At 62.6% G+C, this 15,182-nt stretch carries 11 protein-coding genes and 1 pseudogene; 2 read left to right on the forward strand and 10 right to left on the reverse strand.

The window, feature by feature from the left end:
• From CGX12_RS20050 to ribH, 10 genes and pseudogenes are all read right to left on the reverse strand, one after another.
• A pseudogene (locus tag CGX12_RS20050) lies at nucleotides 1–181 on the reverse strand (hypothetical protein); the annotation flags it as partial.
• Between the two features lie 199 nt (nucleotides 182–380).
• Nucleotides 381–2,474: an elongation factor G gene (gene fusA / locus CGX12_RS03795; RefSeq protein ID WP_094038573.1), complete on the reverse strand. Its 2,094-nt coding sequence runs from the start codon at nucleotides 2,472–2,474 to the stop codon at nucleotides 381–383.
• A 332-nt stretch (nucleotides 2,475–2,806) separates the two neighbouring features.
• Nucleotides 2,807–3,742 (reverse strand): ABC transporter permease, encoded by a 936-nt coding sequence (locus CGX12_RS03800; protein ID WP_198401802.1) that lies wholly within the window; start codon nucleotides 3,740–3,742, stop codon nucleotides 2,807–2,809.
• Between the two features lie 5 nt (nucleotides 3,743–3,747).
• Nucleotides 3,748–4,722, reverse strand: coding sequence for an ABC transporter permease (locus CGX12_RS03805; RefSeq protein WP_094038575.1), 975 nt, complete (start codon nucleotides 4,720–4,722; stop codon nucleotides 3,748–3,750).
• A 343-nt stretch (nucleotides 4,723–5,065) separates the two neighbouring features.
• Nucleotides 5,066–6,622 (reverse strand): ABC transporter substrate-binding protein, encoded by a 1,557-nt coding sequence (locus CGX12_RS03810; protein ID WP_094038576.1) that lies wholly within the window; start codon nucleotides 6,620–6,622, stop codon nucleotides 5,066–5,068.
• Between the two features lie 20 nt (nucleotides 6,623–6,642).
• Entirely contained in the window at nucleotides 6,643–8,382 is a 1,740-nt protein-coding gene (locus tag CGX12_RS03815; RefSeq protein ID WP_094038625.1) for a dipeptide ABC transporter ATP-binding protein, read from the reverse strand.
• Between the two features lie 680 nt (nucleotides 8,383–9,062).
• Nucleotides 9,063–9,542, reverse strand: coding sequence for a phosphatidylglycerophosphatase A family protein (locus tag CGX12_RS03820; protein ID WP_094038577.1), 480 nt, complete (start codon nucleotides 9,540–9,542; stop codon nucleotides 9,063–9,065).
• A complete protein-coding gene (thiL, locus tag CGX12_RS03825) occupies nucleotides 9,543–10,508 on the reverse strand; it encodes a thiamine-phosphate kinase (RefSeq protein ID WP_094038578.1) in 966 nt (321 codons plus the stop codon). It lies immediately after the preceding gene.
• 47 nt (nucleotides 10,509–10,555) lie between these two features.
• Nucleotides 10,556–10,966: a transcription antitermination factor NusB gene (nusB, locus tag CGX12_RS03830; RefSeq protein ID WP_094038579.1), complete on the reverse strand. Its 411-nt coding sequence runs from the start codon at nucleotides 10,964–10,966 to the stop codon at nucleotides 10,556–10,558.
• Between the two features lie 13 nt (nucleotides 10,967–10,979).
• Nucleotides 10,980–11,447 carry a 6,7-dimethyl-8-ribityllumazine synthase gene (ribH, locus tag CGX12_RS03835; RefSeq protein ID WP_094038580.1) on the reverse strand — a complete coding sequence of 156 codons (468 nt, stop codon included), beginning with the start codon at nucleotides 11,445–11,447 and terminating at the stop codon, nucleotides 10,980–10,982.
• A 393-nt stretch (nucleotides 11,448–11,840) separates the two neighbouring features.
• On the opposite strand from ribH, the gene pflB reads away from it, so the two are divergent.
• The gene (gene pflB, locus CGX12_RS03840) at nucleotides 11,841–14,123 is read left to right on the forward strand and encodes a formate C-acetyltransferase (protein ID WP_094038581.1); all 2,283 of its coding nucleotides are present in this window, start codon (nucleotides 11,841–11,843) and stop codon (nucleotides 14,121–14,123) included.
• Nucleotides 14,124–14,410: 287 nt separating this feature from the next.
• A complete protein-coding gene (gene pflA / locus CGX12_RS03845; RefSeq protein ID WP_094038582.1) occupies nucleotides 14,411–15,154 on the forward strand; it encodes a pyruvate formate lyase 1-activating protein in 744 nt (247 codons plus the stop codon).
• Nucleotides 15,155–15,182: the final 28 nt, after the last annotated feature.

The following is a 15,182-nucleotide window of genomic DNA, read 5'->3' on the forward strand; positions in this document are numbered from 1 at the left end:
ACCCCCCGCCGCAAGCCGCCGGCCCCCGTGCGCCCCCGGTCCAGCCCCCCCCGGCCCAGCTCCCCGCCAGCGGCAGGCCCAGCAACCCGGCGGCCACCAGCGCCATGGAAAGCAGGATAAGCCCCCCGGCCAGGCGCCGGCGGGAACAGGAGGCAATGCGGTCGAGCAACAGGGAAAGCACGGTGTGGTTCTCGTCGTCAAGGAGCAGAACAGGCCGACGATGATAAAGCCGGGGCGCCGGCGATGCACACCAAAAGATAAGGACAACCCCGGGCCGTTCCCTCTCGTTCGGCTTCCCACCCTATTAGCCGGTCTGTCGCCCATAAAAAAACCGCTGCCGGGGCAGCGGTTTTTGTTGAATGCAGAGGCTTACGCCGGCATTACTTCTTGGCTTCGGCGGCCTTGCGCTCTTTCACCTGGGCAACCACTTTCTCGGCCACGTTGGCCGGGCAAGCGGTGTAGTGCGAGAACTCCATGGAGAACTGGCCACGACCGGAGGTCATGGTACGCAGGGAGCCGATGTAACCGAACATTTCGGACAGGGGAACTTCGGCCTTGATGCGCACACCGGTCACGCCGGCGTTTTGATCCTTGATCATGCCGCGACGACGGTTCAGGTCGCCGATGACGTCACCCACGTTGTCTTCCGGGCTGAACACGTCAACCTTCATCACCGGCTCCAGCAGTTGCGGCTTGGCTTTGGCGATGGACTGACGGAAGGCGCCCTTGGCGGCGATTTCGAAGGCGATGGCCGAGGAGTCAACGGCGTGGTAGGCACCGTCGGTCAGCTCGAACTCAACGTCCAGCACCGGGAAGCCGGCGATGGTACCGGTGTTCATCATGCTGCCGAAACCTTTCTCGACCGCGGGCCAGAATTCCTTGGGTACGTTGCCGCCGACCACGGAAGACTTGAACACGAAACCGGTGTTCGGCTCGCCCGGACGGATGATGTAGTCGATTTTACCGTACTGACCGGAACCACCGGACTGCTTCTTGTGGGTGTAGCTGTCTTCCACTTCGGCGGTGATGGTTTCACGGTAGGCCACCTGCGGCTCACCCACGATCAGCTCGACGCCGTAGGTACGCTTGAGGATGTCGACCTTGATGTCCAGGTGCAGTTCGCCCATGCCCTTGAGGATGGTTTCACCGGAGTCCACGTCGGTTTCCACGCGGAAAGAGGGATCTTCGGCGATCATCTTGCCGATGGCGATGCCCATCTTCTCGGAGCCGTTCTTGTCCTTCGGCGCAACGGCGATGGAGATCACCGGCTCGGGGAACACCATGGCTTCCAGGGTGCAGGGGTGCTTGACATCACACAGGGTGTGGCCGGTCTGCACGTTCTTCATGCCGATGATGGCGATGATGTCGCCGGCCTGGGCGGATTCCAGGTCGGTACGCTGGTCGGCGTGCATTTCCACCATGCGGCCAACCCGCTCGGTCTTGCCGGTGGCGCTGTTGAGGATGGTGTCACCCTTCTTGATGCGGCCGGAGTAGATACGCACGAAGGTCAGGGCGCCGAAACGGTCGTCCATGATCTTGAACGCCAGGGCCTTCAGCGGGGCCTCGGGATCAACGATGGCGTACTCGCCGGTTTCCTTGCCTTCTTCGTCGGTCAGCGGCTGCGGGTCGACTTCGGTCGGGCTCGGCAGGTAATCGACAACGGCGTCCAGCACCAGCTGCATGCCCTTGTTCTTGAACGCGGAACCACAGAAGGCCGGGAACAGGGCCATGGTGCGGGTACCCTTGCGGATGCAACGCTTGATGTCCTCGATGGAGGGCTCTTCGCCTTCCATGTAGGCTTCCATCAGGTCGTCGTCCTGCTCAACGGCGCTTTCGACCAGTTTCTCGCGGTATTCTTCCACCAGCTCGACCATGTCGGCCGGCACGTCTTCCACGGTGTACTTGTCGGGGTCACCGCTGTCGTCCCAGACATAGGCCTTGCGGGTCAGCAGGTCGACCACGCCCTTGAACTCGTCTTCGATGCCGATGGGCAGCACCATGACCACCGGGTTGGCGGCCAGCACGTCGCGGGTCTGCTGAACCACGCGCAGGAAGTCGGCACCGATACGGTCCAGCTTGTTGACGAAGATGATACGGGCAACGCCGGATTCGTTGGCATAGCGCCAGTTGGTTTCGGACTGGGGCTCAACGCCGCCGGAACCACAGAATACGCCGATACCGCCGTCCAGTACCTTCAGGGAGCGGTACACTTCAACGGTGAAGTCAACGTGTCCAGGGGTGTCGATAACGTTGAAACGGTTGCCTTTCCAGAAGCAGCTGACGGCCGCGGACTGGATGGTGATACCGCGCTCGGCTTCCTGTTCCATGAAGTCGGTGGTGGATTCACCGTCATGCACTTCACCCAGTTTATGGATCTTGCCGGTCAGCTTGAGGATACGTTCGGTGGTCGTGGTCTTGCCCGCGTCGACGTGAGCAAAGATACCGATATTTCTGTATATGGATAAGTCAGACATGATGCAACTTTATATGGTTGATTGAAAAATAGACGGGCATGCTAAGAGTACCGACACACCGCACCTCAGATTTTGAGGCGCATATTATGCAGTAGAACCCGGGTCTGAGCAAATGGCCAGAATGCCGGTGCGAACATTTTTCACACAAGCAGCGGCCTTCGGCCGCTCTTCCGGCACCCGGCCCGCGTCCGTATCTGCTCCCGCGCTCCGGGTTTCCCCGCTTTCGGCTCCCGGCACCCGTCGGCGGTGGCGCCATCAAGGGCCTGGCCCCCGGCTGACCAGGCCGGCCCATACGCCCAGGCCTGGGCCGGGGCTTATGGACCGGAAGCGGCTCATCCCTTGTACACCTTGGGATTGAACACATCCCGCAGCCAGTCGCCGAGCAGGTTGATCACCAGCACCAGCACCACCAGGTAGATGCCGGGGAAGGCGGTGATCCACCAGGAGCCGGAGAAGATGTAGCTGAAGCCCATGCTGATCAGCGACCCCAGCGAGGGCTTGTCCACCGGCATGCCGAGGCCGAGGAAGGACAGCGCCGCCTCGCTCATGATGGCGTTGGCCACCTGCACCGTGGAGATGACCAGTATCGGCGACAGGCAGTTGGGCAGGATATGGCGGAACATGATGCGCATGGATCTGAAGCCCATCACCCGGGCCGCCTCCACGTATTCCTTTTTCTTCTCCGCCAGCACGGTGGCGCGGATGGTGCGGGCGTACTGGGGCCACTCGGCCAGGCCGATGATCACCACCAGCATCAGCACCGCGTACCGGGCATAGAAGTCGGCGCCCAGGGTGGCCTGGAACACCGCCGAGACGATGATGGCCACCATCATGGTGGAGAAGGACAGCTGCACGTCGGCGATGCGCATCAGGAAGTTGTCGATGCGCCCGCCGAAGTAGCCGGCGGACAGCCCCACCACGATGCCGATGGCCAGCTGCAGCGCCACCGCGCCCAGGCCGATCATCAGCGACACCCGGGAGCCGTAGAGGATGGTGCTGAAAATGTCGCGGCCCTGCACGTCGGTGCCGAGCATAAAGCGCTCGTCGCCGCCCGGCAGCCAGCTCGGCGGCAATTCGGAGTCGAGGATGTCGATACTGGCCAGATCGTAGGGGTTGTGGGGGGCGAGCAGCGGCGACAAAAAAGCCGCCGCCGCCAGCGCCACAAACACCGCAAAGCTGACCATGGCGACCTTGTCGCGCAGAAAGTGATACAAAAAATCCGACCGCTTGAAGCGGGCCCAGCGGCTCAGGCTGACGTCTGTATTCATGGTGCTCATCCCTTGGCGGCCAGGTTGACGGTGGGGTTGACCAGGCCATAGATCAAATCGACGATGGTGTTGGTCACCACGAAGATAAAGCCGACGAAGATCACGTAGGTGGTGATCAGCGGCGTGTCCACCCGGTTGATGGACTCGAGGAACAGCAGGCCGATGCCCGGCCACTGGAACACGGTTTCGGTGAGGATGGTGTAGGCCACCATGGTGCCGATCTGCACCCCACCCACGGTGATCAGCGGCAGCAGGGTGTTCTTCAGGGCGTGGATAAACCAGATGCGGTACTTGTCCAGCCCCTTGGCCCAGGCGAACTTGACGTATTCGGCGCTGAGCTGCTCCAGCATCTCGGAGCGCACCAGGCGGATGAACAGCGGCAGCATGATGGACGACAAGGCGATGCTCGGCAGTATCAGGTTGCGCAGGCCCTGCCAGTTAAAGAGCCCCGACTCCCAGCCGAGCGGGCTGGTGGTGGTGCCCCGGCCGTAGGCGGGCAGCCAGCCGAGTTCGATGGAAAACACGTACATCAGCAGGATGGCGGTGAGGAAGACCGGCACCGAAATACCGATGATGCTCACGCCCATGATCGCCTTGGACAGGAAGGATCTGGGCTTGATGGCCGAATAGACCCCCAGCGGTATGCTCAGGGCGATGATGATAAGGCTGGCACAGAACACCAGCTCAAGGGTCGCCGGCAGCTTCTGGAAGATCACCTCCAGGGTCGGCTGCTTGAAGAAATAGGAAGTGCCGAAGTCGCCCCGCAGCGCGTTGCCGACGAAGCGCCCGTACTTGACCAGGAAGGGATCGTTCAGCCCCATCTCGGCCCGCATCTGCTGGCGCACCTCTTCCGACACCGATTGGCCCACCAGCTCGCGCAGGGGGTCGCCCAGGTTGTCCTGAATGGAAAAGGCCACCAGGCTGATGACAAACATCACGATCAGGGCCTGGAACACCCGTTTCAGTAAAAACGTCAACATGACCTGAAAGTTTCCTTGTAATAAAAAGACGCGGAGGTATCCACATCAGCTTGATGACAACGTCGTTGTCATGGCCGCATAAGTCGGCCAAAGGGCCAACTCCGCCGACACGCCGTAAATCCGTCCCTGGAGGCTCCGCCGCGCCCTCCCTGGCGCGGAGGGTCGGCGGAGCCGTTCCCTTTGTCCGCCAGCTTTGGCATAGGTGTTGCCCGCCTGGGTAAACCTGACGCCTTGTCAGCCGTCTGACGCGGGGGTATCCGCGTAACCGGCGACACCTTCAGGCTCGGTGGCCAGGGACCGGGGATCTGTGACCGTTCCCCGGCCCCGACTCCCCGGTTTTTAATTACTCCTTCACCACCAGGTCGCCCAGGTAGGGGAAGTCCATGGCGTTGACGATGGGCTCGGCTTCCAGGTTGTTGCGCGCGCCCCAGGCCAGGTTCTGCCAGTGCAGCGGCACGAAGGCGGCGTCGTCATAGAGAATGCGCTCGGCCTGCTGCAGCATGGCCTCCCGCTTGGGCAGGTCGGTTTCCAGGTTGGCCGCCTCGATCAGGCCGTCCAGCTTGGGATTGGAGTAATGGCCGCAGTTGTACTGGCCGCGACCGGTTTCGCTGTTGCGGGTCATGGTCAGGAACTCGGAGAAGTTGGCGGTGTCCTCGGTGTCCGAGTGCCAGCCGATCATCAGCATGTCGGCATCGCACTTGTCGAACTCGGGCCAGTACTGGGCCACCGGCATGGTCTTCAGATCCACGTCGATATTGATGCGCGCCAGCATCGCCTTCACCGCCTCGGCGATGCGGAAGTCGTTCACGTAGCGGTTGTTGGGGGCGATCATGCTGATCTTGAAGCCGTCCTTGTAGCCGGCCTCCTCCATCAGCTGCTTGGCCTTGTCCAGATCGAACAGCGGTACCAGTTCGGGGTTGTGGCCGAAATAGCCGGCGGGCGGCTGCTGGCCGGCGGTGGTGGCGAAGCCGCGCATGATGCGCTGGACGATGCCGTCCTGGTTGATGGCGTAATTCACCGCCTGGCGTACCCGCACGTCCCTGAACGGCTCGAAGCGGTCCTGGTTGAGCTGGAAGGTGATGATGCGGGTGCCCGGTTCGGTCACCAGTTTGACGTTGGCGGCCGCCTTGACCCTGTCGTGGTCGTTGGGGGACACCGGCTTGATAAAGTCCACGTCGCCGGCCAGCAGGGCCGCCACCCGGGTGGCGTCTTCCTTGATCGGCACCAGGGTAATGTTATCCACGTTACCGGGCGACTGGGTGTCCCAGTAGTCGGCGTTGCGCTCGTATTCCACCTTGACCCCCTGCTGGCGGAACTTGAGCTTGAAGGGGCCGGTGCCGGACACATTGGTGGAGGCGAAGGAGCTGCCGTGCTTGACCACTTCTCCCTTGTCCTTGCCCTCCTCGGTGGTGCCGCTGTAGAACTTGGAGTCCATCGGGAACAGGTAGGTGACGGTGTTCAGCACCAGCGGGAAGGGACCCGAGGTCACCAGATCCACGGTGTGGTCGTCCACCTTCACCGCCTTGACGAAGGGCTCGAAGATGGCCTTGAAGTCGGGGGATTCCTTCAGCCGGTCGAAGGTCCAGATCACGTCGTCGGCGGTCAGCTCGTTGCCGCTGTGGAATTTGACGCCCTGCCGAAGGTGGAAGCGCATGGTTTCTTCGTCGATCCGCTCCCACTTCTCCGCCAGCCGCGGCTCGAAGTCGAATTCCTTGGTCCAGCGCACTAGGGGGTCGAACAGCAGGTGCGACATCTCCAGGGTCTGGCCCGACAACTGCTCGTGGGGATCCATGGAAGTGGGATCCGAGTCGTAGGCGATGGTGATGTCCGCCGCCTGCAGGCTGAAGGCGAAACCGGCGGCAAGCAGCGCCGCTGTTACTTTGTTGAGTCCTTTTTTCATTTCACACTCCGTCGATGGGATTAGTTTTGGCCGGCGGCCACGTCTGAAATATCCAGACCTTCCCGGGACATGCCCTTGAACTCGGGCATCAGGGAAATCAGTGAGCGGCTGTAGGGATCCGCCGCCTTGGTAAACAGCTGTTCGGTCGGTGCCACCTCCACCAGGGTGCCTTTTTTCATCACCCCGATGCGGTCGCACATCTGCCGGATCACCGGCAGATCGTGACTGATAAACAGCATGGTGAGCTTGAGTTCATCCTGCAGATCCTTCAGCAGGTTGAGGATTTGTGCCTGCACCGAGACATCCAGCGCCGAGGTGGGCTCGTCGCAGATCAGCAGCCGTGGCCGGGTGGCCAGGGCCCGGGCGATGGAGATGCGCTGGCGCTGGCCGCCCGAGAATTCGTGGGGGAACTTGACCCCGGCAGCCCGGCCCAGGCCCACATAGTCGAGCAGATCGGCGACGATGCCCCGGATCTGCGCTTCGTTATCCGCCAGTTGGTGGAAGCGGATCGGCTCGGCGATGATGTCTTCCACCCGCATGCGCGGGTTGAGGGAGGAATAGGGATTCTGGAACACCATCTGCATCTGCCGGCGCAGGGGGCGGCGCTCCTGCTCGGTCTTGATGGCGGTGAGCTCTATGCCCTCGAACCAGATCTGGCCGCTGTCGGGCGGGTAAAGCCCGGTGATGGCCCGGGCGATGGTGGACTTGCCGGAGCCCGACTCCCCCACCAGGCCGAAGGTCTCGCCTTCGACGATTTCGAAGCTGACGTCATGGGTGGCCTGCAGGTATTCCCGGCGCGAGGGAAAGATGGAGTCCTTGGTCACGAAGCGCAGGTTGCAGTGCTCCACCCTGAGCAGGGCGCCCTGGTATTGCCGCTGATCCTGACGCCGGCCCAGCCAGTGGGTTTTCAGATCCAGGTGCACCATTTCCCTGGCGTCCTCGATATAGGACACCAGCGGAAAGCGCACCAGCTTGACGTCGGAGCGGGGCACGGCGGAGATAAGGCTGCGGGTATAGGCATGTTCGGGGTTGCCCAGCACCTTCTGGGTGGGGCCGATTTCCACCAGCCGGCCGCGGTACATCACCGCCACCCGGTCGGTCACGTTCGACACCACGCCCATGTCGTGGGTGACCAGCATGCAGCCCACGTTGCGCTCCTTGCACAGGGTGCGAATGAGGGTGAGGATCTGATCCTGGATGGACACGTCCAGCGCCGTGGTGGGCTCGTCGGCGATGATCAGCTCCGGATCGCACGACAGGGCGATGGCGATCACCACCCGTTGGCGCATGCCGCCGGAAAACTGGTGCGGATACTGCTTGATGCGCAGCTCGGGCTGGGGAATGCCCACCGCCTCGAGCAGGGACACCGCCTTCTTGCGGGCCTGCTCGCGGCTCAGTTCGGTGTTGGCCAGCAGGGTCTCGACCATCTGGTATTCCACCGTGAACAGCGGATTGAGCGAAGTCATGGGATCCTGGAAGATAAAGCCGATGCGCCGGCCGCGCACGGCGCGAATGGCGGCGGGCTCCAGGTCGGAAATTTTTTCCCCGTCCAGGTAGACGTCGCCGCTGGCGATGCGCCCGGGCGGGCTCAGCAGATCGATAACGGCGTTGCCGATGGTGGACTTGCCGGCGCCGGACTCGCCGACCACCCCGAGGATTTCCCCCTTCTCGATGGTGAAGGACAGATCCTCGACGGCGGCCATGACGCCGTGGCGGGACGGATACTCGATCCGCAGGTGTTTCACTTCTAGCAGGGACATCTTCATCCTTAACCGGGGCAAGCCCCGCTGTACCGCATCCTTTCCAACCGCCCGGGCGGCCGGCCTTTAGTGTCTCTCGCGGCCGGCCCGGGGCTTTCGGCCCGGAGCCGCCTTCCCGCCCGGATCATGGACGGGCGCGAGAAAGTAACATTTGCAAGCATTGTAAGCCTGTTCACGAAAAACTGAATCGCAGTTATCCGGAGCCAGCTCACAATTTTAGCAACAAATATTAAACATTAGTTTTTAATCAGAATTTATGACTAAACCTTCAAATCAAGATAGATCAGCGCGAACCAAAAAAGAATAGAAACTTTGCTCTAAAAAGCAAGTGCGGAAACACCCAAAGGTGATGTCGGCCAGGTAAAAACCGGTGGAAAACGTTTTCCCCGCCTCGGGTTCGGCCCGGAATAAACCAATCCCGGCGAGTTCCCAAAGCAATGGCAGGCTCGGCTTCAGCCGCGTGGAACAACGCCGCTCCCCATCGCCTGCAGGAGCGCGCGGTTGACACCGCGCCCAGGGTGGCTGCCCCAAAATCCGTCATGTCCGCGAAGGCGGACAGCCAGTAGCGGCCTGCACGGGTCTTGCGGCTGGCTGGGTTTGATAGACTCCCGCCTGCGCGGGAGTGACGAGGGCCACGGGAGTGACGACAGTGCAGGATCCCGCGGTTAAAAGCGCGGGGGTTACAAGAAGGCGGCCAGCCCCTGCAGGCAGGCCAGGGCGAACAGGCCGGCGATAACATCGTCCAGCATGATGCCGACGCCGCCGTGCACCCGGCGGTCGAACCAGCGGATGGGCCAGGGCTTGGCGATGTCGAAGAAGCGGAACAGCACGAAGCCGGCCGCAATCCAGCCCCAGCCCGCCGGCGCCGCTATCATGGTGATGCCGAAGCCGATGATCTCGTCCCACACGATGGCGCCGTGATCATGCCGGCCGATGGCCCGGGTGGCCGCCTCGCAGATCTTGATGCCGGCCACGAAGCCCAGCACCAATAGCCCCAGATAGGCCCACAGCGGCAACCCCTGCACCAGCAGGTAGAGGGGAATGGCCGCCAGGGTACCCATGGTGCCGGGCATCACCGGGCTCAGGCCGGAGCCGAAGCCCAGGGCCAGCAGGTGCAGCGGGTTGGACAGCTTGAGCGCCGCCAGCTCGGGTTTTCTCATTCAGGCACTCCGAAAATGATCCCAGCTCTGGGCCTGCAACCGATAGGGCTTGCCCTCGGCCAGCAGCTCCACGCCGGGTTCGCCGGCCAGGATGCGGCCGATGCGGGTGAACTTGACCCCGCAGTGGGCCAGGGCGGTCTCCAGCTGGCCGCGGTGGGTTTCCGGCACGGTAAAGCACAGCTCGTAGTCCTCGCCGCCGGTCAGGGCCAGCTCCCAGCCCCGTTCCCGGGGCACGGACGCCTTCATGGCCTCGCTCAGGGGCAGCTGCTCCAGCTCCAGTTGGGCACGCACCCCGGAGGCGGTGGTGATATGGGCCAGGTCCCCGGCCAGGCCGTCGGAGATGTCCAGGGCGCTGGAGGCGATGTCGCGCAGCGCCTGGCCGGCCAGGATGCGGGGGTGGGGATGTTCGAACTTGGTGCGCACAAAGTCCAGGTGCTCGTCCGGCACCGTGATATGGCCGAGCCGCTGCTGCAAGCCCAGCGCCGCATCGCCCAGGGTGCCGGTGACGTAGACGCCGTCCCCCACCCGGGCGCCGCTGCGCCGCAGGCCCTTGCCCTCGGGCAGGGTGCCGTGCACCGTCACGGTGATCGACAAGGGTCCCTTGGTCATGTCGCCGCCCACCAGGGCCACGTTGTAATATTCCGCCAGCTCGAAGAAGCCGGCGCAAAAGCCTTTTATCCAGCCTTCGTCGACCGCGGGCAGGGTCAGCGCCAGCGAAACCCAGCGCGGATCCGCGCCCATGGCCGCCAGATCCGAGAGGTTCACCGCCAGGGCCTTGTGGCCCAGGGCCACCGGATCCATGTCGGCGAAGAAGTGCACCCCGGCAACCAGGGTATCCGTGCTCACCGCCAGCCAGGTCTGGGGCGGCACCTGCAGCAGGGCACAGTCGTCCCCCGGCCCCATCAGCACGTCCTTGCGGCCGCTGTCGGCGGTAAAATAGTGTCTTATTATTTCAAATTCATTCATAGAAAATGAAAAGCCAGCGGCTGCTGGCTTTTTCCCGATGCTTGTCGTTATTTTTTTAACTGCTTGACAACCTTGTCGAGCACGCCGTTGACGAACTTGTGGCTCTCTTCGGCGGCGAAGGCCTTGGCCAACTCGATGGCTTCGTTGATCACTACCCGATAAGGCACATCCTCACGCCGGGTCAGCTCATAGGTGGCCAACCGCAGCACCGCCTTGTCCACCATATCGAGATCCGCCAGCGGACGGGACAGGTAGGGGGAAAACACCGCGTCCAGCTCGGCGGCGTGTACTGAGACCCCGAACAGCAGATCGCGGAAATAGTCCAGATCCACGCCCTTGGTGTCCTGCTCCAGCAGGAACTGCTGGGCGATGTCGGCCACGTTATCCTTGGTCATTTGCCACTGATAGATGGCCTGGGTGGCGAGGCGGCGGGCCTTGCGGCGTTCAGACGGTTTCAATGCAGTACTCCTCTTAGTCCAGCGCTTGCAGGACGTTGATCATTTCCAGTGCGCTGAGGGCCGCTTCCGCGCCCTTGTTGCCCGCCTTGGTGCCAGCGCGCTCGATGGCCTGTTCGATGTTTTCGGTGGTCAGCACGCCGAAGGCGATGGGCACTTCGAATTCCATCATCACGCTGGCCATGCCCTTGCTGTTCTCGTTGGCCACCAGGTCGAAGTGGTAGGTGCCGCCGCGGATGACACAGCCCAGGGCGACGATGGCGTCGTACTGGCCGCTCTTGGCGAGCTTCTTGCACACCAGCGGGATCTCGACCGCGCCGGGTACCCGTACCAGGGTGATGTTGTCGTCCTGTACCTGGCCCTGACGCTTGAGCACGTCCAGGGCGCCGGCCACCAGGCTGTCGTTGATAAAGCTGTTGAAGCGGGCGACCACGATCGCCACCTTGGCCTCGGGCGCGGCCATCAGCCCTTCGATTACCTTCATGGGAATCCTTGTTTGAACAAAAGTGCGCACATTCTAGCACAACCAGAGACTGACAAAAGCCTGAGTCCGATTAAGCGCTGATAGCGTCCCGCCGAAAAAATGGATCTGTTTTTTATTACCACATTGTATCGCTCCAGTTATGTCCAAAGTGGTAGCGCAATGCTTTCTTTACTATGCTGTAACACGGCATGAAGTCTGGTGATTAAAGGAGGGTCTCGTAACGGGCCCATCGATGGGCACAGGCGAAAGTGTAGTAAAATTACAAAAATTCAGAAGCCAAGGTTGATCCAGATCAACGGCCGGCTACCCCCTCGGCAGTAGTCTGAAGCCATCAGGTAATGGCGCCCGCACCTTGTCCATTCGGGCGTCGCCAGCCGTTCAGCGGAGGTTTTTATGGCACAGGTCAACAACAATTTCGAGCACGCCTGGCGCGGCTTCGGTGGCGAAAACTGGCAACAGGAAGTCAATGTACGCGACTTCATCCAGGCCAACTACAGCCCCTACGAGGGCGGCGACGGCTTCCTGGCCGGCCCTACCCCGGCCACCCTGGCCCTGTGGGAGCAGGTGATGAACGGCATCGCCGAGGAAAACCGCACCCACGCCCCGCTCGACTTCGACACCGACAATCCGTCCACCATCACCTCCCACGCCCCCGGCTACATCGACCGGGAGCTGGAGCAGGTGGTCGGCCTGCAGACCGAGGCGCCGCTCAAGCGCGCCATCCTGCCCTATGGCGGCGTGCGCATGGTCGAGGCTTCCTGCCAGGCCTATGGCCGCGAGCTGGACCCGCAGGTGAGCAAGGTGTTTTCCGACTATCGCAAGACCCACAACCAAGCGGTATTCGACCTCTACACCAAGGACATCCTCAACTGCCGCAAGTCCGGGGTGCTCACCGGCCTGCCCGACGCCTATGGCCGTGGCCGCATCATCGGCGACTACCGCCGCTGCGCCCTCTACGGCGTGGATTTCCTGATCAAGGATAAAAAGGCCCAGATCGCCTCCACCCAGGCGGATCTGGAGGCGGGTATCGATCTGTCCCGCACCCTGCAGCTGCGCGAAGAGCTGGCCGAGCAGGTGCGCGCCCTGGCCGATCTCAAGACCATGGCCGCCGGTTACGGCTTCGATCTGGGCCGCCCCGCCGCCAATGCCAAGGAAGCGGTGCAATGGCTCTACTTCGCCTACCTGGCCGCCATCAAGTCCCAGAACGGCGCCGCCATGTCGCTGGGTCGCACTTCCACCTTCCTCGATGTGTATATCGAGCGGGATCTGCGTGAAGGCAGCCTCACCGAGGCCCAGGCCCAGGAGCTGGTGGATCACTTCATCATGAAGCTGCGCATGGTGCGCTTCCTGCGTACCCCCGAGTACGACGAGCTGTTCTCCGGCGACCCCATCTGGGCCACCGAGTCCCTGGCCGGCATGGGCCTGGACGGCCGCCCCCTGGTCACCAAGACCAGCTTCCGCTACCTGCATAGCCTGTACAACATGGGCCCCAGCCCGGAGCCGAACCTGACCGTGCTCTGGTCCGAGCAACTGCCGCGGGCGTTCAAGGACTATGTGGCCAAGGTCTCTATCGACACCTCCGCCATCCAGTACGAGAACGACGATCTGATGCGCGCGGACTTCGACTCCGACGACTACGCCATCGCCTGCTGCGTGTCGCCCATGGTGGTGGGCAAGCAGATGCAGTTCTTCGGTGCCCGCGCCAACCTGGCCAAGACCCTGCTCTACGCCATCAACGGCGGCGTGGACGAGAAGCTGAAAATCCAGGTCGGCCCCAGGGCCGAGCCGCTCAAGGGCGAGGTGCTGGACTATGAGCAGGTGATGAGCCGCCTCGACAGCCTGATGGACTGGCTGGCCACCCAGTACGTGACCGCCCTCAACGTGATCCACTACAGCCACGACAAGTATGCCTACGAGGCCATCCAGATGGCGTTCCACGACAAGGACGTGGTGCGCACCATGGCCTGCGGTATCGCCGGGCTGTCGGTAACCGCCGACTCCCTGAGCGCCATCAAGTACGCCAGGGTGAAACCGGTGCGCGACGAGTCCGGACTGGCGGTGGACTTCGAGATAGAGGGCGACTTCCCCAAATTCGGCAACAACGACGACCGGGTGGACGACATCGCCTGCGATCTGGTGCGCCGTTTCATGGACAAGATCAAGGCCCATCCCTGCTACCGGGATGCCATTCCGACCCAGTCGGTGCTGACCATCACCTCCAACGTGGTGTACGGCAAGAAAACCGGCAACACCCCGGACGGCCGCCGCGCCGGCGAGCCCTTCGGCCCCGGTGCCAACCCCATGCACGGCCGGGATGAAAAAGGCGCCCTGGCGTCGCTGACCTCGGTGGCCAAGCTGCCCTTCAGCCACGCCAAGGACGGTATCTCCTACACCTTCTCCATAGTGCCGAAGGCGCTGGGCAAGGATGAAGGGGGCCGGCAGCGCAACCTGGCGGCGCTGATGGACGGCTACTTCCATCACGAGGCCGGACGCGAGGGCGGCCAGCACCTCAACGTCAACGTGATGAACCGGGAGATGCTGCTCGACGCCATCGAGCACCCGGACAAGTACCCCCAGCTGACCATCAGGGTGTCGGGCTACGCGGTGCGCTTCAACGCCCTGACCCCCGAGCAGCAACGGGATGTGATCACCCGGACCTTTACCGAGTCGATGTAAAAGACGGGGGCTGGGGACTGGAGACTACAGTTATATCAGTGAAACAGACTGTCAGCCATTCTCCAGGCGGTCTCAAACAGACAACACTCAAGTCAAATCAGAAGGCCAAAGGGAGCGGCTCCGCCGACCGTCACATGCCAGGGATGGCATGTGCGAGCGTACAGGGAGGTATTTACAGCGTGTCGGCGGAGTTGGCCCTTTGGCCGACTTTCTCTTTAATGGCAAGCCATGCCGAAAATCCTGAACTCGGCATTTGGGCATGGCACCGACACTCCTGGGGAGGAACCATGGCCATTAGCGGACGAATCCATTCCACCGAAAGCTGCGCCACCGTCGACGGTCCCGGCATCCGCTTCCTGGTGTTTATGCAGGGCTGCCTGATGCGCTGCCTGTACTGCCACAACCGGGACAGCTGGGACACCGACGCCGGCCGCGAGGTCACGGTGGCCGAGCTGATGCCGGAGCTGCTCAGCTACCGGCCTTTTATGCGGGCGTCCGGCGGCGGCATCACCGTGTCCGGCGGCGAACCTCTGCTGCAGATGCCCTTCGTCACCGAGCTGTTCGAAGCCTGTAAGGCCGAGGGCCTGCACACCTGCCTGGACACCAACGGCTTCGTGCACCATCACGACGCCGCCCTCGACCGGCTGCTCGACAGCACCGATCTGGTGCTGCTCGATCTCAAGCATATCCGCGACGAACAGCATATCCCGCTGACCCAGGTCAGCAACCGCTTCGCCCTGGCGCTGGCCCGTTACCTGGCCGAACGGGGCCAGGCCATGTGGATCCGTCACGTGGTAGTGCCGGGCTGGAGCGACGACGAGGCCGACATCGACGCCCTGGGCCGCTTTATCGCCAGCCTGGGTCCGGCGGTAGAAAAGGTGGAGCTGCTGCCCTACCACAACCTGGGCAGCCACAAATGGGCCAGCTTCGGCCAGGCCTATCCGCTGGAAGGGCTTATGCCGCCCGGCACCGAAAAAATGGCGGCGCTCAAGGCCATCATGGAGTCCTACCATTCCAAGGTGAGTATCTAGCCATGTCTGGCGACCGGTACCGCCGGCA

The organism is Zobellella denitrificans (assembly GCF_002237365.1).
GTDB lineage: Bacteria > Pseudomonadota > Gammaproteobacteria > Enterobacterales > Aeromonadaceae > Oceanimonas > Oceanimonas denitrificans.